The following is a 21,155-nucleotide window of genomic DNA, read 5'->3' as shown; positions in this document are numbered from 1 at the left end:
GGTTAAAGCGCTGCACAATCCTAAAAAAGATACGTGCAAAACAGAGCAAAAGTAACACAAAAATATGGAACGTGTTTCCTCTACCCTAGTTCAATCTCATACAGTTATAAACAGCGCTTTACCCGTTTACTGAGTAATAGACTCTAAATCAAGTAAGAACGCATAATCTTCGGCGATTTCTTTTAATGCTTCAAAACGTCCAGAAGCACCACCATGTCCTGCATCCATATTACAATGAAACATGATTTTTGTATCAGCTTGATTCATTTCTCTTAGTCTTGCTACCCACTTTGCAGGTTCCCAATATTGCACTTGACTATCATGGTATCCTGTAGTAACAAATATATTTGGGTACGCTTTCGCGAAAGCGTTATCATAAGGACTGTAGCTCTTCATATACTCATAGGACTCCTTTTCATTAGGATTGCCCCACTCATCATACTCACCTGTGGTAAGTGGAATGGTATCGTCAAGCATGGTTGTCACTACATCTACAAAAGGTACGGCCGCAATAATACCATTGTAAAGCTCTGGCGCCATGTTTACAATTGCACCCATCAATAATCCTCCTGCCGAACCTCCGTAAGCATATAAATGACTAGCCGAAGTGTAAGAGTTACTTATCAAATGTTTTGAAACATCAATAAAATCTGTGAACGTATTTCTTTTCTTGAGCAACTTTCCATCCTCATACCACTTTCTTCCTAAATACTCACCTCCTCTTACGTGTGCGATGGCATAAATAAAACCACGATCTAAAAGAGATAATCTTATTGTTGAGAAAGAAGGATCTGTAGTACTACCGTAACTTCCATAGGCATACTGTAACAAAGGAGCTGTACCACCTAGTTGTGTGTCTTTGTGGTAGATTATAGATACTGGAACCTTAACTCCATCTTGAGCAGTTGCCCAGATGCGCTCCATGTTATAATTATCTTTATCAAAGGTTCCGCCTAATACCTCTTGCTCTTTAAGGACCACTTTTTCTTGAGTGACCATATCAAAATCTATAACAGACGCAGGTGTATTAAGCGCATTATAGGCATATCGTAAAATCTGAGTATCAAAATCGATATTTGTGGTAGGATAAGCGTCGTATGTTTCATTATCAAACGGCAAATAATAGCTTTCTGAATTATCCCATCGCTTGATGTGTATTTTATTTAACCCATTGCTACGCTCACTTACCACAAGAAAATCCTTAAAAATCTCTACATCTTCTAGCAAGGTATCATCTCGATGAGGGATTATGTCAACCCAATTTTCCATTCCAGTAGCAGATACTGGCGTTTTCATAAGTTTAAAGTTGGTCGCCTTATCTTTATTAGTCTGTATATAAAAAGAATCGTCATAATGAGACACTGCATACTCCAGCCCTCTTGTACGTTCTTGAAAAACCTTAAAATCTGTAGTACCTTCTGCTGCAGATGCAAAACGAAATTCGCTCGTTATCGTGCTGTCAGAACCTATCATGATGTAGTCCTTAGACTTTGACTTAAAAACATAGGTATAGAATGTCTCATCATTTTCTTGATAAACAAGTTCGTCTTGACTTGGATCTGTTCCTAGGGTGTGCTTAAATATTTGATTAGATCGTAGGGTTTCTTCGTCTTTTCGCGAGTAATAAACTGTTTTATTATCGTTAGACCAAACGGCACCACCAGTAGTGTTTTTGATTTCAGCTGGGTAAATTTCTCCAGTCTTAAGATTTTTAAACCTTATTGTATATTGCCTCCTACTTACGGTATCAATTCCAAAAGCAGCAATCATATTATCCTCAGATACGGCATAACTAGCTTGACTAAAATAAGAATGCCCCTCTGCCATTTTATTATTGTCAAAGACTATAATTTCTTCACTATCTAAGGTAGCTTCTTTTCTACAATACAGCGGATAGTCTTTTCCAGTCTCAAAACGACGATAGTACCAGAAACCATTATGCTTATAAGGTACTGAGGAATCATCTTCCTTAATACGCGCTTTCATTTCTTCGAAAAGTGATTTCTGAAAATCCTTTGTATGCGCTGTAAGTTTATGATAATATTCATTCTCTTGATTTAAATAATCAAGAACCTCAGGAGCATCGCGCTCTTTCATCCAGAAATAGTCATCAGTACGGATATCTCCATGCTTCTCTAATTGTACTGAAATCTTTTTGGCTACTGGAGGTAATATGTGCTTTGTCAAAGTAATTTATTTTATAAAATGCTCACAAAAATACAACGCACAGGCTTAACTATTTTCCGTTCTTGTAAATAGCTTCATAATCATTTAATAACTTTGTCTTCTTAATACAAAACACAAAACTATGTTTGGAGATATGATGGGCTTAATGGGTAAACTCCAGGAAGCAAAAGTAAAAGCAGAAGAAACAAAAGAACGTCTTAAAACAGTACTTGTAGATGAGTCGTCATCTGATAATTTATTAAAACTTACAGTAACTGCAAGCGGGCGCTTAAAGGAAATTTCCCTTGATGATAGCCTACTTGAAGATAAAGAGCAACTAGAAGATTATTTAATCTTAACGCTTAATAAGGCGCTAGAGAAAGCACAAAACATCCACGATACAGAAATGGCAGCAGTTGCCAAAGAAGGTATGCCTAACATACCTGGTATGGATATGTTTAAGTAAATTAATTCTTTATTACCTTAAAAGCTTGGAAACCGTTTTCGGTTTTCAAGCTTAAGATGTAAATACCACTAGATAATTCTGAATAGTCTATTGTAAAATCAATGGCGTTAGGTCTGTATTGATTTATGGATTGTCCACTCAAAGTATACAGCGAGATTATCTCAATATGTGATGAAGCGTTTACTTTCCATTGACTATTACCAGAATCATTTGCGACCATAACTAGCGATGTTGTATCGTCATTTAAACCTAGAGTTTTAATCTCAAAAGATTGTTCTTGTGAAAATGGCGAACCGATGTATTGATTATCAATAGTCTGCACAGCCCAATAATATGTTCCTATCTCAAAATCAACTAGATTATAACTTGTGTTATACTGATTATTCCCTAATTCTACGGTATATCTTAAACCCGTTTCAATATTCGCATTAGGACTTAGTATATTACTTGTATTGGGCTCAGTGCCTATATAAAGATTATAGCTTAAATTATCAACGGCTGTTTTCGTATCTGTTCCAGCTTCCCATGATAATAACACTGTACTTCCAGCTACAGCACTTTCTAAAACCGGTGGCGAACTAGGCATCTCGTTCGGAGTTGCCTGTGTATTAAAGTAAATATCACTTTCTTGAGAATTAACTACAAATAGATCTAAATCACCATCTAAGTCAAAATCTGCAACTTCCATATCATTATAAGATGTTAATGGTAATCCCGTATTTGTGTTTTCAACAAATGTAAAGTCGCCGTCATTTTCTAATAATTCATTATAAAATAAAACCTGTGTAAATGGAGGAACTCTACCTATATTTAACAAATCTAAACTACCATTTCCTGTGAAATCTGCTACTAATAAGTTGGACTCATCTCCTACTCCCGTAAGATTAATATTCTCTGCTAATATAAAATCAAAATTGGCATTATTTAAATAGACCTTAGAACTTGACTCACTATTAGTATTCAGGGACCCTGTCTTAATGATATCTACAAAACTATCTTCGTTAATATCCCTTAATTTCATTGAGCCGTTAGAGAAGCCTTCAAGTTGCGCTGCGATTTGAAAGTTAAAATCACCTAAATTTTCGTAGACATATAATGGATAGTTTGCTGCATCAACTGACGCTCCAGACGTAGCAACATCAAGGTCTCCATCACGGTCAAAATCAGCAAAAGCTGTAACTCCCTGAAATGATGGTAAAAAATCATGTGTAATACTCTCAAAGGTGCCATCTCGTGAACCCTTGAATAAATAAGCTTCTTCAATTACTGCATCTACCTCTCCAAATAATAATAGATCTGCATATTTATCATTATTGAGATCACCCCAAGCAAATTGTCCGTTAGTTATTGTATTATTAAATAAATAATCATCTTGGATAAAAGTAGCTCCGTCATTAACGAAAAATAATGTCTTAGCTTCTCCATTATTTGATAAACCTGTTATAAATATATCAAGATCATCATCTCTATCTATATTAACAAATGCTATATCTCCATTAGTAAACTGCTCAGTAAATATAATTTCAAATTCTTGAAAAATCCCTTGACCATTATTATTATATAATATAATTCGATATTGACTTCCAGCTGAGTTATCAATTCCCATAACTACAATATCCATATCCCCGTCCCTATCGTAGTCTCCTACGGATGATTGAGAATTTTGTAACGGTATAAATACATTCTGTTGTGTTGATTGAAAAAATTGTGCCTGAGCACTAAACGGCATTACAAACAATAGCGCTATTAATAAAGAATTGAGGTAGTAATCATTCATAACTGTAAACTTAATAGAAATGCCACAAAAGAAAAATGATAAACAAAAAAAAGCGCCTTCTTTCGAAAGCGCTTTAACATTGGGCTGGTTAGCTAATGTTTTATAGAGTCTTAGTTATTGATAAGACGGAATTCAGTACGACGGTTGTCAGCATGCTGACGCTCAGTACAAGAAACACCATCTGCACAACGATTCTTAAGTTTGTTTTCTCCGAAACCGTTTGCAACAAGTAAGCTGTTGTTTACTCCTTTAGAAATAAGGTAGTTTGCAACAGATTGTGCACGACGCTCAGAAAGATCTTGGTTAGAAGCAGAAGCTCCTCTAGAATCAGTATGTGAAGCAATCTCTAATTTTACACCTGGGTTTTGAGCTAATAATGGCATAAGACGTGTGTCAATGATGCTTTTAGCAGCAGGAGTTAATGTAGCAGAGTTAGTATTCCAGTTGATAGGAAGTGCTTGGTACTCAACAAGAGCACACTCAACTTCTCTCCAAGTAGTAAGACCACCTTTTTGCTTAAGAACTTCTTTAGAAACAGTAGAGAAAGTAGCAGCAACAACATCTTCAGTTGTAGTTGCATCTTTAACCATTACAGTTTTAGTAATAGTTGCAAATTCAGCTGGGATTTCTTCGTCAACAACACGTGCTGGTTGATCAATTACTCTTACAGTGTAAGTTCCGTTTGCAGAACCTCCTGGAGTAGATTGAACAGCAGCGTCAGAAGCTAAAGTACGCTTAGATACCGTAGTATATTCTGCCGGGTATCCTTTGTAACACCAGTAACGACAATCGTCAGGGTTAGAAGAAGCACAATCAGGAGCTGGAGCACCTAATTCCCACTGCGCATATGCAGATTTTACTTCAATAGTTTCAGTATCGTTAGAAAAAGATGCAGGAACAATTCTTAAAGAAGAACCTGAAGTACTTTTTACATAAGTTACTGTTTCAGTTTTGTAAGTAGCTGGAATTACTCGAAGACGCTTAGAAGCTTCTTTTACCATAACACGCTCAGTTACTGTATCGTATTGAGCAGGCACTACCTTAAGAACCTTGTAAGCAGGAGTCTTTTGGATTTGAACACTTTGAGTCTCATAGATATCAGGAGTAGTACAACGTACGTAACACTTTCCTGGCTCAGGGTTTGTTGGTAAATCTTGTGCTTGCACATTTGCAAATGCAAAACCTACAAAGGCACATAAAAATAAAATTTTCTTCATAATGTTGATTTTAAAAGTAATTGTTGTGAATTTCAATTTCAAAGTACAAAAATAAGAGCTTTCCTTAACAAATGCGTTAACTTTTTTTTAAGAATTTTTATTTCTGACGAAATCACATCTTTTATCGATGAAATACATGAATAAAATGAAACTTAGCAATTGTTATGATATTAATGCATAAATCCTCAAAAACTAGACACTCTCAAATTTCTTCAAAACGTCTAAAACAAGCTTGTGAGACGCATTACTGTAGTCATAATGAGTTACAATCCTCAACTTACCCTGCCCCATGTCACTTATAATTACATCATTATCAAAAAGATAACTAACAAAAGCAGCTTCATCGGTCGTTTCTTTTAGATTGAAAATTAAAATATTGGTCTCTGTTTTCTCTACAGATTTAACATATGAAAGCGATTCAAGTAACCCTGCAATTTCTTTTGCCTTAGCGTGATCATCACTCATCCTTTCAATATTATGATCTAGTCCATATAATCCAGCAGCTGCCATAAAGCCCACTTGCCTCATTCCTCCCCCTAGCACTTTACGCACGCGCATTGCCTTGTTCATAAACTGCTGCTTACCTACTAAAACAGAACCCATAGGAGCTCCCAGTCCCTTTGATAAACATACAGAGATGGTATCAAACAATTCACCATAAGAGCTAGCTGTTTGACCAGTTGCTACAAGTGCATTCCATAAACGTGCACCATCTAGGTGTAACCCTAATCCATGTGTATCACAAACCTCTTTTATTTTCACAATCTCATCTAGATCATAACAAGCGCCTCCTCCTTTATTTGTAGTGTTTTCTAGACATACCAAGGTTGTGAGCGGACTATGATAAAAATCTGGTGGATTTATTGATTCTTCTACCTGCGCTGCAGTTATTAAACCACGATTACCATCTATAAGTTTACATGACACTCCACTATTAAAAGATACACCTCCACCCTCATAATTATAAACGTGTGCATACTTATCTGCGATGAGTTGTTCACCAGGTTGGGTGTGAATTTTTATGGCAGCTTGATTTGTCATACTTCCTGTAGGAAAATAAAGTGCACTATCCATCCCAAACATCTCTGCAATGCGCTGTTCAAGCTCATTTACAGTAGGATCCTCCTTATAAACATCATCACCTACTTCTGCACGCATCATATAATCAAGCATTTCAGGCGTAGGCTTTGTAATTGTATCAGAACGTAAATCTATTTTCATCAAAAATATAAGTATTAATTATGGAGACCATTGGTTTATCTCCACTATGATTGGTTTAAAAATGTATAAGCTTTCGCGAAAATGTTACTCAAAACATCCTATCGGCGATCCATCAGGAATCTTAGGTGATGGAAGAACTTTAAACTTCTCTGGTGATTTCAAAAAGTCTTTAATCTCATCGACCATAAATGCTGCATTAGCATCAGAAGTTTTAGAACCAAGATTTGCCATCACCTCTTTTAACTGTGCTTTTGCAAAAGCCTTAGTTTGAGGTATTGCCTTTGTATGATTTGCAAGGTTCATTAGGTGCTTCAATACATTGTAATTTATAGTTTGCTGTACCTCCTTGCGGTAACTATCTGATTCTTTTGAAAAAAGTGTAGTCTCAACCAAAGTATCTAGCATACCATCTAACCCCATTTGCTTATTATCTAAAGCCTTCTGTTGTACTAGCCTGTTTGCACGTTCTGAATGTAATAGCAAGCTCAATGTCATGTCACTAGCTGTTGCTGCTGCGCCTAGTGCATCAAATGCTACTCCATCATTACTTTTAAAGCTTTCTCTAGAGCGAGAATACCCCTGCGCTCTAGGTGGAAATAAAGCCAATTTATCTTTGGGAATTGCTAGTTCGCTAGCGGTAAGTGTTTTTAAAACACTTTTTAAAGCTCTTTGCTGCTCTTTGGGAGCAAGTGTTTCCGTTACTTTGAGATTACTATCTCCTTTTACAGCATAATTATAATCAAGACCTCCTATCATCTTTACTGCCCCTTCGGTTTGATATCTGTGATAGAAATATAAAGGGACAAAAACATCTTCAAGCATTGAGTATGGCTCGTTTGTACGGATATTATCTATAGAAAAGTTTGAAATCGCACCTTTTCTAAGAACGAGCATTTTTTCTAACTCTTCTGCCGCATCTGTACCGTTATCCCATAGGTGTGCCTTATAATGTGCTCCACCTTGAGCTCGCGCATCACTATCTGTAATGTATCTCAGTCCGGCCTTTTCTGCGGTAGTAAGTATATTATCAAGAAAGACCTCTTCTGATGTTCCTTGAGGAGCCACTCCGTAGCTGTAGTTAACTGTTACTTTATCCCAAGCTCCTATTCCAGTGGCATAGGCATTAGAAAAGTCTACTTCATCACCAGCCCATGTAAGCGTAGGATGAGGATAATCCATCACACTTGCTCTATTTTCTGTGCTAGCAGCAAAGTTATGAGCAAAACCTATGGTATGCCCTACTTCGTGAGCACTTAGCTGGCGTATTCTAGCTAGCGCCATTTCTAGCATAGGCTTATAATTATCATCTCTTTCGGCAAAAGGTTTATTCATGAGGGCTTGAGCAATAAGGAAATCCTGACGAATACGCAGACTCCCTAAACTTACATGACCTTTGATAATCTCACCCGTACGTGGATCTGTAACGCTTGCTCCATAACTCCACCCTCTTGTACTGCGATGTACCCATTGTATCACGTTATATCGCACGTCCATAGGATCTGCATTTTCGGGTAACATTTTTACTTGAAAAGCATCTTTAAAACCAGCAGCTTCATAGGCTTGATTCCACCAGCTGGCTCCTTCTAATAATGCAGAACGAACAGGTTCTGGAGTACCTGGGTCTAGATAATATATGATAGGCTCTACCGCCTCACTTACTGCTGCCGTTGGGTTTTTCTTTTCTAAACGGTGACGGTTTGCATAACGCTTTACAATAGGCTCTTGTATAGGTGTTGCATAATCTAGATATGTAGTTGAGATATTTCCAGCTCTTGGATCAAAACGTCTAGGTGTATAATTATCATCTGGTAATTTTACAAATGAGTAATGTTGCACCACAGTAAGTGCACTCGCATCTGGAGCTACACTTCTTATGTTTCTGCCAGTAGGAGTTCCCTTAAACGTAAGTAGCGCTTCAAACTCTGTATTTTCTGGAAATACTTTTGTGCGCTCCATATACATAGCGCTTCTAGTCTTATCTAATTTATAGGCTCCTTCTTTACTTCGCTTTAATCTAGCAGCCACTCCATGAGTGTCTTCTAGTAAAAATGGTGTGAAATCAATGAGGTACTTCCCTCCTTTTGTTTCCTTAATAGGAAACCCAAATAGCACCGACTTTGCAAATGCTTCTTCTATAGATTTACGCTCTAAGGCGTTATAGGTATTTGCTCGGTATTTTAAATTAGGCTGGACTAATAATAATTTATTACCTGCCTTTTGAAACTTTACAACCGCAGTTCCTCCTAGTTGTCCTCTATCTATCCCAATATCATTACTTCCTAAACCTGTGCGAAGAGAGTGAACATATAAAAACTCCTCATCCAGCTTATCTACTTCGACATATACCTTATCCTCGCTTTCATCATAATGAAGGGTAAAGAAACCCTTTTCTGTAACGAGGTCTTTTTTTGTTTCTAAAAATTGTGCGAAAGCAGAGCTTGCGACAAGCAAGGTAACGGTGAGAATTAGATATTTTTTCATGGATTGCTGTTAAGGTTGTCTAAGATACGTGTTTAGCTCAAAAAATTAAATCCAAATATCAAAATAGCTAATATCATCTGGCTGAATATGGTAGAGACACACAACACCCTCCAAGCTAGTCCCGATTGCCGTGAAAATCCCACAGCTGCCTGGCGCAGCCGGCGCGAGGAATTGCAACAGAAAGCGGGAAACATAGTGTGCGGTTACATAGCGACCAATATGCTCCAAACAAAAAAAGAGCACCCCAAGGGATGCTCTTTATATATGGAAAGCCTATCGCCAAATAGGACTCATGCGTTCAACATTTTTTGATCATTACTGATTTTCAAAAACTTCCATAATACTGCCAAATTGAGATACGTCTATATCGCTCTTGTTAAGCGATTCTGCCATACGCATCATATCTCCTATATTCATATCATTACCTAATAGACGAGCTAGAACGAAACCTTTATTCTCATCTGCACCAAAGAAAATTACTTCATCGATAGCCTCTTCTTCTCCCTTGAAATAAAGGCGCATTTGGCCCATATCTCCAGAAGCTTTCATAAGCTCTTCATAATCATCTGAGGTAAGGATATCTTTTACTTTATCACGCTCTATCTGCATGGCTGCAGTGTCTCCAGATTTTGTTTGATATGCCATAAGATTGATCTTACGCACGGTCTTAAAAACCTTTTGTTGCTCTTCTGTTAATGCTTCTACATTCTTACCAAGTAGGCTTGTAGGTACATCTACAAGAATGAAATCACCATTCTCTTGATTATCTACATAATATTCTTGCAAAGACTGCTTATTACTACAACTGGCTAGTGTAACAACAGCTAGCACTGCAGTGATGGTTACTTTTATAAATGTGTTCATCTTACGATTTTTTTGCGTTACCTACTTCTTTAAGAGCATCACTACCTTTAAAGTCTAAATCTTGTGCAAGTTTTGAGATTTGCTTGAGATCAATGTTTCCTGTTACTTGAAAGAATACAGCACGTTTCTCACCTTCCATATCTCCGCTTAAGAACATCACAAATTCTTTTACATAATCTTCACTACTTCCTTCTTTGTAGTAAAATTTTACATTTTTACCATCGTCTTTTACTCTCATTAATTCTTGAAGATTGCTACTTGTAATGTAGCTCTTCATCGTACCGCTCATCTGATCCATTACTCCTGTATTTGCACTTGTGTACATCTTTACATTCTCAAGATTATCTACAAGGTTGATATACTTTTGCATTTCTGGGTCAGATGAGTTGAGATCTACTTTACTAAGCAGCTTGAACATCTTTTGATTCATTACTATAGAAGTAACTCCTTTTACATCCTCGTATTTATCAAAAGGACTCTGTGCGTAACTTACTAAGGTTACGAGGGCAAATGCCACTAACATTATTGACTTTTTCATAATATTTTTAATTTGAATTTTTATTTAAATAAAGTGCTGGATGCCTTATCAAATTCTTGTACCACCTCCAGCTGTGTCGTACTTTGATTAATCATTTGGGACATCATCCCAAGTGCTTGTTTTGTTTTTAAGATGGCTAGTTCTTCATTCTCATAGTTAGTAGAAATACTAGCATCTACTTGAGTACTTTGCGTCCATAATACTAACCCCACAATCACTGCTGCAGCAGCACTGGCTGCAAATCTGTAAAGAGATGTTGACCGTTGTTTTTGAGGTAGCACTATTGGTGCATCATATGTTTCCTTAGAAGCAACACTAAATGCTGTAAACATGCTAGTATATTCTTCCAAGTGTGGCGCCACATGATCACTTGTAAAATAAGCTCTTAACTCCTGCTCTTCCTTAAGCGTAGTTGCTCCTTCAAAGTAACCATCTAGTAGCTTCTCTATATTATGAGATTCCATAGTTTCGTTTTTTAATCAATTCTTCTCTTAGTTTTTTGCGAGCTCTAGATAAAGCTACTCTTACAGCAGTTTCATTCATCTCGAGTATCACAGCAATCTCTGCGTTATCCATTTGCTCTACATCTCTCATTTGTACAATAAGTCTTTGCTGCTCTGGTAAATCTTCCATGAGTTTAAAAACCCAAGCTACCTCATCTGCAACCTCTATATGCTTACTTGTATTTCCTGAGTGATCTTCATAATTGTTATGAACGATTTTAAGATTATTGCTTCCTTTTGCCTTAAGCTTATCATAGCAATAATTTTTTGTCATCGTCATCGCAAATGCTTCAACACTTCGATATTTTTTTATGTCGGACCTCTTTGTCCATAAACGCAGTAGTACTTCCTGCGTAGCATCTTGAGCTTCATCGTCAGATACGAGTAACCGCTTTGCAACGCGGTACACTTTATCCTTAAAAGGAGTTACAAGTTTTATGAACGTATGTTGGTCCATCGATTAATTGGTTAGTTATAAGGAAGACGAAGCAGCATTCCTTTTGTTACAATGAGAATAAGAATTTTCTTTATGCTTTCGCGAAAACGTGATACAAACACAAACAACTAATCTATAAAAACAAGAAATCCCGTCTCAATAAAGACGGGATTTCTAAGTAATTATGAAGTAGTAATACTAAAGTGTATTATTTCTTTCCTTTTTGTTGTTGCTCTGCCTGCTCCATCATCTGTTGCATTTTCTTAGCAAATTTACCTTGCTTTTTAGGCTTAGCTTTCTTCACTTCGATTTTTGCTTTTATCTTCTCTTCATCGATGATGAAGTTTTTGATTACCAAAATAATACCAATCGTAAGAAGGTTTGATATGAAGTAATACAAACTCAATCCACTTGCATACTGGTTAAAGAAAACAAGCATAAGTAGTGGAGAGAAATACATCATGTACTTCATCATTTTACTCATATCTGGCATTCCTTCTTGCGTAGGCTGTTGCATTTGCTGGTTACCTGTAGTTAATCTCATTGAGAAGAAAATAGTAACTGCTGCAAGTATTGGGAATAAACTCACGTGATCTCCATAAAAAGGAATTTCAAACGGAAGCTTTGCAATCTCATCATAGCTAGATAAATCATCTGCCCATAAGAAGCTCTTTCCTCTTAAATCAAAAGCAGATGGGAAGAACGTAAATAGCGCATAAAACACAGGAATCTGTAATAAAGCCGGTAAACAACCTGCGGCAGGACTTGCCCCTGCTTTGCTATAAAGCGCCATTGTTTCCTGCTGCTTCTTCATTGCATTGTCCTTATGCTTCTCTGAAATTGCTGCAATCTCTGGTTTTAAGATTTTCATCTTAGCCTGAGAAGTATATTGCTTGTACTGTACTGGAGACAACAATAACTTGATTGAAATAGTCATTACGATAATTGCAATTCCCGCTGGTAAGAATCCAGTTAAAAATGCAAAAAACGGAATTACTAAGTATTTGTTCAAGAACCCAAAGATTCCCCATCCTAATGGCATTGCTTCATCTAGGCCTTGATCATAAGACTTTAGAATAGTATAATCTGTAGGACCATAGTACATCTGCATGGCGTAGTCTATCTCTCCATTTTTTGCTTCTAGCAATACATCAGACTTGTATTCTTTTGTAAAAATAGTTGCCTCATCTCTGTCATCTGCCTCCTTATATAAATCGGTAGATGATAATCTTGCTTCTTTAAATGGAGTCTCAGAAATAAGCATTGAGCTAAAGAAGTGCTGGCGATAATTCATCCATACAAGATCTTCTTCTATCTCATCGTCATCTCCTGCTGGAGATAACTTATCTGTCTTATCTTCTTCATATTTGTATGTAAGACGTGTGTATCTGTTTTCGTAAGACTGGCTACGTGCGTGACGCATTCCTTTAAAATCCCACTGCATGCGCATAGGGTTAGACGTATTTAAACGAGAAGAAAGTCCTTGAGACTTCATTCCAAAATCCATCATATAATCTCCTTCTTTAAGCTCATAACGATACTCTAAGTATTCACTTGGAGACACCTTAAGTTTCATAGACAGGACATCATTCCCACCATTTTTTGATAAAGTAGGCTCAAAAAATAAATCCTTTGTATTAAGATTACGATTATCTGCCGTACTAAAGCTTACATTAAATTGGCTATTACCATCCTTAATAAGGTATACCGGAATTGAGTCAAAAGTACTGTGTTTAAGCAGCTTTACTTCTGTGATATAACCTCCTTTATTACTTACTTTAAGCTCCAATACATCATTTGCAATTGTAGTGGTTGCTCCTTCCTTTGCAGATGGTAGCGAACCAGAGTAAGCAAATCTTCCTAATCTATTTTGTAATGCTACATTACTTAAAGAGTCTGTCGCAATTGCAGGCGTAGCATCCATTACTGGTAGTGAAGCAACATCTTCTTCGGTTTCTTGAAGTTGTTCTGTTTGTGCTGCTTTTTGTGCTTCTATTTCTTCAGGAGTAGGCTTATTAAAATAGATAATCCATACTAGAATCCCTCCCATAAGGAGCATTCCGATAAGAGAATTTGTGTCGAAGTTCTTTTTCATCAATTGTATTTAGGTAGTGTTTTTATTACGCTTTCGCGAAAGCGTGATTTTCTCAAAGCAATTCTGCCTCCATTATTATAATTTATGACATAGTGGCACGCGTACTATCTTGAGCATAACTTACAGCTGCTCTTACAAATGCCACAAATAACGGATGTGGATTTGATACAGTACTCTTATATTCTGGGTGATATTGCACTCCCACAAACCATGGGTGATCTTCTAATTCTATAATTTCTACAAGTCCAGTGTCTGGATTTGTCCCCGTGATTTTCATGCCAGCTTTTTCAAGCTGCTCGCGGTATACATCGTTAAATTCATATCTATGACGGTGGCGCTCCATAATAACTTCTTCACCGTAAACATCACTCACGATACTGTTAGGCTCAAGTTTACAAGCCCAAGCTCCCAAACGCATGGTACCTCCCATCTCTGTGATGTTTTTTTGCTCGTCCATTAAACCAATAACTGGATGCGGAGTATTTGCATCCATCTCTGTAGAGTTTGCTTTTTCAAGACCACAAACATTTCTACCATATTCTATCACTGCCATTTGCATACCAAGACAGATTCCTAAAAATGGAATTTTATGTTCTCTAGCATACTGTACCGCTTTGATTTTACCCTCAATGCCACGTTCTCCAAAACCTGGTGCCACAAGAACACCATCAAGTTTTGCTATTTTATTTTTGATGACGTCTGGAGTAATATGCTCACTATGTATACTTTCTATCTTTACTTTCACCTCATTTTCTGCACCTGCATGAATGAACGATTCAAGTATAGATTTATAAGAATCTTGTAACTCCACATACTTCCCTATCAATCCAATAGTAACTGTAGATTTTGGGTTCTTATGTTTTGCAAGAAATTCATTCCATCCAGTAAGCTCTGGTTGTGTTGTATCAGGAAGGTCTAGTTTCTTAAGTGAGATAACATCAAGTCCTTCTTCTAGCATAAGATTAGGTACATCATAAATAGTACTTGCATCTCTAGACTCTATCACTGCTTCTTGCTCTACATTACAGAAACGAGCAAGTTTTGCTTTAAGCTCATACCCTAGTTCATGCTCTGTACGACATACTAAGATGTCTGCCATGATACCACTTTCCATAAGTGTTTTTACACTATGTTGCGTAGGTTTAGTCTTAAGCTCTCCTGCTGCCGCAAGGAAAGGAATAAGTGTTAAGTGAATAACTAGTGAATTTTGCTTTCCTAGCTCCCACTTAAGTTGTCTTATACTTTCTATATATGGAAGTGATTCAATATCACCTACGGTTCCACCTATTTCTGTAATAACAATATCATAATCTCCACTTTTACCTAAAATCTGGATACGCTCCTTGATTTCATTTGTAATGTGAGGAATTACTTGAACCGTTTTACCAAGGAATTCTCCTCGACGTTCTTTATCGATAACGCTTTGGTAGATACGGCCTGTAGTGACATTATTTGCTTGTGATGTAGGAACGTTAAGAAAACGTTCATAGTGACCTAGGTCAAGATCTGTCTCTGCACCGTCATCTGTTACATAACACTCACCGTGCTCATAAGGATTTAAAGTACCTGGATCAATATTTATATAAGGATCTAATTTTTGGATAGTAACTCTGTAGCCTCTGGCTTGAAGTAATTTAGCTAGCGATGCAGCGATGATACCTTTACCTAGAGAAGAAGAAACTCCGCCCGTTACGAAGATGTATTTTGTAGATGCCATTGAAGGTTTTTCTGTAGTTCGTTTACGGGGTGTAAAAGTACAAGATTTTAAGGAGACTTTAAGACACTTGACCCGTTTATTTAATCAAAACAAAAGGCAATCCTAAGCTGGATTGCCTTTTGTAATTTAAGTTTTGCTTTGTAGAAAGCGGCCTATTTATCTAGAGTAATTAGGTGCTTCTTTTGTGATTGTTACATCATGTGGATGGCTTTCATTAATACCACTAGCCGTGATTTTTACAAATTGTCCATTTTCCTTTAGTGCATCTACACTTCCAGCTCCACAATACCCCATTCCAGCTCTAAGACCACCTACAAACTGGTGGATACTCTCATTAAGTTCGCCTTTATATGGTACGCGACCTACAATCCCTTCTGGGACTAGTTTTTTAATATCGTCTTCTACATCCTGGAAGTAACGATCTTTAGATCCTTGTTTCATTGCTTCTACAGAACCCATACCACGGTATGATTTAAACTTACGCCCTTCATAGATGATAGTCTCTCCTGGAGATTCTTTAGTTCCTGCAAGTAATGATCCTAGCATCACACAATCTGCACCTGCAGCAATTGCTTTAGGGATATCACCTGTGTAACGTATTCCACCATCTGCAATCACTGGTACTCCAGATCCTTTGATAGCGGCTGCACATTCAAGTACTGCGCTAAATTGTGGAAAACCAACACCTGCCACTACACGCGTAGTACATATAGATCCTGGACCAATACCAACTTTAACTGCATCTGCTCCAGCTTCTACTAAGTACTTTGCAGCAGCTCCAGTAGCAATGTTCCCTACTACACAATCTAGTGTAGGATATTCTTTTTTGACTGCCTTAAGCACTTCCACCACGCCTTTAGTATGACCGTGAGCAGTATCTATAACAATAGCATCTACTCCCGCTTTTACTAATGCACCTGCACGCTCAACAGCATCTCCAGTTACACCTATCGCAGCTGCAACACGCAGTCTACCATAGACATCTTTATTAGCATTAGGCTTTAAGGTAAGTTTTGTGATGTCTCTAAAAGTGATGAGACCTATAAGTGTATTGCTATCTGTTACTACAGGTAGCTTTTCAATTTTATGATTTTGAAGAATTTCCTCCGCTTGTTGTAGTGACGTTCCTTCGGCAGCTGTAACAAGGTTTTCTGAAGTCATTACTTCGCTTACCGGACGATCATTGTTTTTCTCAAAACGTAAATCTCTGTTGGTCACGATACCTATCAATTTCCCGGCATCGTCAACAATAGGAATACCTCCGATGCTATGCTCCTTCATGGCTGCTTTTGCATCGCCTACATTTGATTCAAGAGGTAATGTAACTGGATCGATAATCATTCCACTTTCGGCACGCTTTACTTTGCGCACTTTAATAGCTTGCTCCTCGATAGTCATATTTTTATGCAACACGCCTATTCCACCCTCTTGCGCTATAGCAATTGCCATACGGCTTTCTGTCACTGTGTCCATTGCCGCAGAGACAATAGGCACATTAAGTGTGATGTTTCGGGTAAATTTTGATTGTATACTAACCTCTCTTGGAAGTACTTCAGAAAATGCTGGTACTAATAGTACGTCATCGTACGTAAGTCCTTCTCCTAAGATTTTATTCTCGTGTGCAGTCATCGCAATTATTGTTTTAAGAAGTGAGAGTGGATTATTACGCTTTCGCGAAAGCGAATAAACTATAAATCCACGCTAACAATTAATTGCGTGCAAAAATACAGATAATATGTAAACCTTGCGAGTCAAAAATCATATTTAAGAACTGCAACCTATATTATACAATGAGCACCCTCTAGCTGAAGCCAAAAAATAGTCCCTTATTTAAAGTTCACAATCCCCGTTAAGACTACTTAACGAATAATTACAACTTAATCTGTAACGTCGTATAAAAAGTAACCGGTTCTGCTGGTATAATCCCAGGGCCAGGATATCCTGTAGCGCGTCTCGTGAAGTAAGACTCATCTAGTGCGTTATTTAATCCAGCCTCTAATTTAAAACGCTTCCAAGTATATGCCGCCGAAATATCTAGTACTCCGTATGAAGGTATTGTTCCCTCTATACCACGCTGATTGTCATTTACATCTTGTGGAGCATTTGACGCATCTGTAAATTGCTCTGTAAGATATGTGTACTGCACACTTCCTGTGAAGTTTTTATATCCAAAATTTACCCCAGTTTTAAAGTTTACATCTGGAATAAACTCTACTTCATTACCCTCTACACCATTTGCATCAGAGCTTAAATATTCTGAGCTTGTAAGCGCTAGGTTTGTAAAGAGCTTAAGTTTATAATCTGATTGGTCTTCAAAAAATGTGTTTTTTATATTCCAATCGGTAAAAAATTCTAAGCCGTAAATAAATGCATCTCCTATGTTACCACGACGTCTCTTTATACTATTATCTGTATCTTCAAAAAGTACTTCCCCTAAGCGATCATCATATCGCACACCAAATAAACTAAAATCGTAAGCAAATTTATTATCAATACGTCCTCTAGCACCTAAGTCGACGGTAAATCCCTCCTCATCAGTTATATTTTCATCAACTACAAATGATGGATTTGTAATTCTAATATCATTAAATGTAACAGAACGATAATTCTGGCTAAAATTCCCGTACAATTCAACTGCTGGAGATAGATCATATGTTACGCCTGCACCTAACAGTAAAAAATCACGGTCAAAAACTCTATTATCTGCTATATCCTCATTTACAAGTAAATTACCCGCTAGGTCAACCACTACATTATTAAAAGAACCTGCACTCTCTGTTTTGATTTGCTCGTATCTAAAACCTGGAGTTATAGAAAGTCTGTCTGTAACATTAAAGATGTTTTCTCCAAAAATAGCTAGATTTCTATTAGGAAAATCAAATTCAGATTGACGATCATAATTAGGAAACTGCTCTGTAGCAAAACTAAAATCTGCATCTGTAGCCGTAGTTCCAGGTCCTTGCTGCTGACTGTTACTTGCATCATAATATTTACTTCCTATCAAGAAAACGGCATCCTTATCTCCTATCTTATATCTCGTAAGCAAGCGTGCTTCTGCACCCCAGTTTGTAAAGCTATCTACAAGAAGTTCTCTAGGTTCTTCTAGATCATCTGGCTGTGATACTCTATTGGTTCTAAAACCTACTGCACTACGTTGTGCGTCTAGTCCAAACACATTTAAACTAAAATCTGTTTTATTACTAAAGGCGTGATCAAGGCGTAAAGAATATACTTTCCAGTCTACATCAAACCAATTGCGATCACGATTACTAAAGTTAGGATCCTCTATAAATTGAGCATCTGTAAGACCTCCAGCCTGCTTTGCTAAATAATTAAACAGGGTCAATTCTCCTGTTATTTTAGTATTCTCACTAAGCTGGTATGCTGCGTGCGCAAAGTAATTACGGCTATTAAACTGAGAATTTGGCCTCCATCCATCTCCTTCTTTGTAATTGAAGTAGGTATAATAACTGAATTTCCCCACCGTACCACTTAGACTATTAAAGGAAGTAAGTAACCCATAAGAACCTGCAGTCTGTCTCGATATCAATTCGATTTTCTTGTCTTTTACTGGCTCTCTAAATTTAAAATTTATCAATCCGCCAAACTGTGTCCCGTATTGCAATGACGCAGCACCACGTACTACTTGAATTTCTTTAAGAGCCTCTGCCGGTGGCGTATAGTAACTCTCTGGATATCCAAGAACGTCTGCACTTATATCATAGTTATTCTGTCTAATATTAAAATTGGCAGAACGATTAGGATCTAACCCTCTTCCTCCAATATTGAGTTGCAATCCAGCATCTCCATTCTCGTAAATATTGAGCCCTACCACTTGGCTATAAATCTGTCTAGGTGCATTTGCTGCTAGGTTTGCCGTAAGTTGGTCTACAAGTACCACTTCACTCTTTTTACCAGCATAAATTGCTGTTCCCTCTACTTTTTTAAGTGAGCGTAAAGCAAAAATCTTCTCGCGACGACTAGTAAGCACCACTTCAGAAAGTGATTCTCCTAGCTCTTGAAGTGTATAATTCTTAGTGACATTGCTTGTAATATTAATTTGATCTTCTACAAGCTCATAAGCAAAGCCAAAAACAACTACAGCATAGTTTCCAGATGGCACATTCTCAAATGAAAAAGCCCCAGAAGCATTTGTGGTAACTACCATATTTGCCTGGCGCACATAGACCTCAACCTCAGGAATACCAGCACCTGTGGCGTCTGTTACTTTACCTGAAAATGTAAATTGTGCACTCGTAGACAGCCCACATAAAATCAATAATAACGTACTATAAACCTTTAATTTCATCTGTAAATGGTATAATCCAATTTTTATGAGCAAAAGAATCTTCTATTTGCGCGAGATCCACTTTAGGATCAACATAAGCGGTACTTAACCTTCCATTGAGAGCAACATAAGACTCAACGTAGACTTCTACCTCTTGATGACCTTGCCCCTCAAAATGGTCGCGAAGATAGTGAGCATATTCTAAAATAAAGTCTGGCTGGAAACTCATTTGCTTTTCTTGCAGTGGCGTTAAGAAATCTGTGTTATCTACATAAAATCGCTTTCCGCTCACACCGTCTACTATTTTGAATTGTGCATAGCCAGATTTCTCCATAAGCATCACTCTCCATGAGAATCTGTAACCCTCTTCTGTCCAGAATAACTCCCCAGGATATGCTAGGTAGCGCCATGGCAAGAGTAGTTGGATTACAAAAAATACTACAACAATGACTACAGAAGTCTTTGCTAGATTAGGATTTTTAGGTGTAAAACGCTCTGTAGTTTCTAATAACTGTTGTGGGTATTTTACCGCTTTGGCGAAAGCGTAAATAATCTTTTTATGAAAACCTGCATCAAAGAAAATCAACGCGCTCACTATCATCACATACGGAAACATCCCGATAGGAAATAGCACTCGTGTTAGTACATGGAAAATAATAACCATGACAAATGCGTAAGGTCTCGACTTGCGCCAGAGCAGAAAAAATGGAATAAATAAATCATATCCCGCTCCAAACCAACTAAAGGCATAATGCACCCATTCTTGACCCAACAAATCGCCTATAAACGGAATATCAAATTTAGAAGGTAACCAGATTTTGAGCGGCATAGCCTTTACAAGCCAGTCGCTATTAAGTTTTGCTAGGCCAGCATAAACGTACACTATTCCCAGCAGTAGTTTGATACTATCAATTGTCCAGCGAGGCACAAACTGGATGGGTGTGATGGTACGCTTTCGCGAAAGCTGTAATGCATCAATCGAAAAATAAGAGCCAGCTGGTATGAAAATCATCAGGAAACTAAGCATGCTGATGAAGTAGTAGTGATTGAGATACATGGTTTTATCCATGAGCTCTATATACGTGAAACTTAAAAAGAAGACAATGATGGCCAAACGGTATTTATAACCTATGGTTATCATGATCGTACTTAACGCACATATCGCAAATAATAAGTAGGTATAATTCCCGAAAGGACGCACCCACTCAAAACCATAAAATGTAAAATGGAAGGATGGCGTAATGTAAAATTTTTCAATCCACCCGTAACTCCAGAATCTGATGATACTGGCTAGCATGAGCAACCCAAAAGACACACGAAAGACCGCTAGTGGTGCGGCCTCTCTTTGTGTATTTAAATATCTTTTGACTTGCTGTATCATCTAAG

15 protein-coding genes are annotated in these 21,155 nt (G+C 37.5%); 1 reads left to right on the top strand and 14 read right to left on the bottom strand.

The window, feature by feature from the left end:
* Nucleotides 1–126 precede the first annotated feature (126 nt).
* Entirely contained in the window at nt 127–2,187 is a 2,061-nt protein-coding gene (locus ACJJVW_RS13375) for a S9 family peptidase (protein WP_405252476.1), read from the bottom strand.
* A 121-nt stretch (nt 2,188–2,308) separates the two neighbouring features.
* Between ACJJVW_RS13375 and ACJJVW_RS13370 the strand changes: the two genes are divergently transcribed.
* Entirely contained in the window at nt 2,309–2,632 is a 324-nt protein-coding gene (locus tag ACJJVW_RS13370; RefSeq protein ID WP_108878597.1) for a YbaB/EbfC family nucleoid-associated protein, read from the top strand.
* Nucleotide 2,633: 1 nt separating this feature from the next.
* Here ACJJVW_RS13370 and ACJJVW_RS13365 read toward each other — a convergent pair whose 3' ends face one another.
* From ACJJVW_RS13365 to ACJJVW_RS13305, 13 genes are all read right to left on the bottom strand, one after another.
* Complete coding sequence (locus ACJJVW_RS13365) at nt 2,634–4,409, bottom strand: T9SS type A sorting domain-containing protein (RefSeq protein ID WP_405252473.1); 1,776 nt, start codon at nt 4,407–4,409, stop codon at nt 2,634–2,636.
* 110 nt (nt 4,410–4,519) lie between these two features.
* The gene (locus tag ACJJVW_RS13360) at nt 4,520–5,626 is read right to left on the bottom strand and encodes an OmpA family protein (RefSeq protein ID WP_298324322.1); all 1,107 of its coding nucleotides are present in this window, start codon (nt 5,624–5,626) and stop codon (nt 4,520–4,522) included.
* Nucleotides 5,627–5,818: 192 nt separating this feature from the next.
* A complete protein-coding gene (locus ACJJVW_RS13355; protein WP_405252470.1) occupies nt 5,819–6,847 on the bottom strand; it encodes a threonine aldolase family protein in 1,029 nt (342 codons plus the stop codon).
* Nucleotides 6,848–6,931: 84 nt separating this feature from the next.
* Nucleotides 6,932–9,328: a zinc-dependent metalloprotease gene (locus ACJJVW_RS13350; RefSeq protein WP_405252468.1), complete on the bottom strand. Its 2,397-nt coding sequence runs from the start codon at nt 9,326–9,328 to the stop codon at nt 6,932–6,934.
* A gap of 315 nt (nt 9,329–9,643) precedes the next feature.
* On the bottom strand, nt 9,644–10,192 hold the full coding sequence (locus ACJJVW_RS13345; RefSeq protein ID WP_339844997.1) for a DUF4252 domain-containing protein: 549 nt from the start codon (nt 10,190–10,192) through the stop codon (nt 9,644–9,646).
* 1 nt (nt 10,193) lies between these two features.
* On the bottom strand, nt 10,194–10,730 hold the full coding sequence (locus tag ACJJVW_RS13340) for a DUF4252 domain-containing protein (protein WP_339845000.1): 537 nt from the start codon (nt 10,728–10,730) through the stop codon (nt 10,194–10,196).
* A gap of 20 nt (nt 10,731–10,750) precedes the next feature.
* The gene (locus ACJJVW_RS13335; protein ID WP_405252465.1) at nt 10,751–11,194 is read right to left on the bottom strand and encodes a hypothetical protein; all 444 of its coding nucleotides are present in this window, start codon (nt 11,192–11,194) and stop codon (nt 10,751–10,753) included.
* Nucleotides 11,181–11,690 (bottom strand): RNA polymerase sigma factor, encoded by a 510-nt coding sequence (locus ACJJVW_RS13330; RefSeq protein ID WP_035337394.1) that lies wholly within the window; start codon nt 11,688–11,690, stop codon nt 11,181–11,183. The genes ACJJVW_RS13335 and ACJJVW_RS13330 overlap by 14 nt, the downstream gene beginning before the upstream one ends.
* Nucleotides 11,691–11,877: 187 nt before the next feature.
* Entirely contained in the window at nt 11,878–13,764 is a 1,887-nt protein-coding gene (gene yidC / locus ACJJVW_RS13325) for a membrane protein insertase YidC (protein ID WP_405252463.1), read from the bottom strand.
* Between the two features lie 82 nt (nt 13,765–13,846).
* Nucleotides 13,847–15,481: a CTP synthase gene (locus ACJJVW_RS13320; protein ID WP_339845008.1), complete on the bottom strand. Its 1,635-nt coding sequence runs from the start codon at nt 15,479–15,481 to the stop codon at nt 13,847–13,849.
* Between the two features lie 156 nt (nt 15,482–15,637).
* Nucleotides 15,638–17,110, bottom strand: a complete 1,473-nt coding sequence (gene guaB, locus ACJJVW_RS13315; RefSeq protein WP_405252460.1) for an IMP dehydrogenase — start codon at nt 17,108–17,110, stop codon at nt 15,638–15,640.
* A gap of 241 nt (nt 17,111–17,351) precedes the next feature.
* Nucleotides 17,352–19,790 carry a TonB-dependent receptor domain-containing protein gene (locus ACJJVW_RS13310; protein WP_405252458.1) on the bottom strand — a complete coding sequence of 813 codons (2,439 nt, stop codon included), beginning with the start codon at nt 19,788–19,790 and terminating at the stop codon, nt 17,352–17,354.
* On the bottom strand, nt 19,771–21,150 hold the full coding sequence (locus tag ACJJVW_RS13305; RefSeq protein WP_405252456.1) for an HTTM domain-containing protein: 1,380 nt from the start codon (nt 21,148–21,150) through the stop codon (nt 19,771–19,773). Before ACJJVW_RS13305 ends, ACJJVW_RS13310 begins: the two co-directional genes overlap by 20 nt.
* Between the last annotated feature and the right edge of the window lie 5 nt (nt 21,151–21,155).

This window comes from Dokdonia sp. Asnod3-C12, assembly GCF_045063975.1.
Lineage (GTDB): Bacteria > Bacteroidota > Bacteroidia > Flavobacteriales > Flavobacteriaceae > Dokdonia.
Note: the sequence above shows the minus strand (reverse complement) of the source record. Positions and strands in the feature narration are given on the sequence as shown.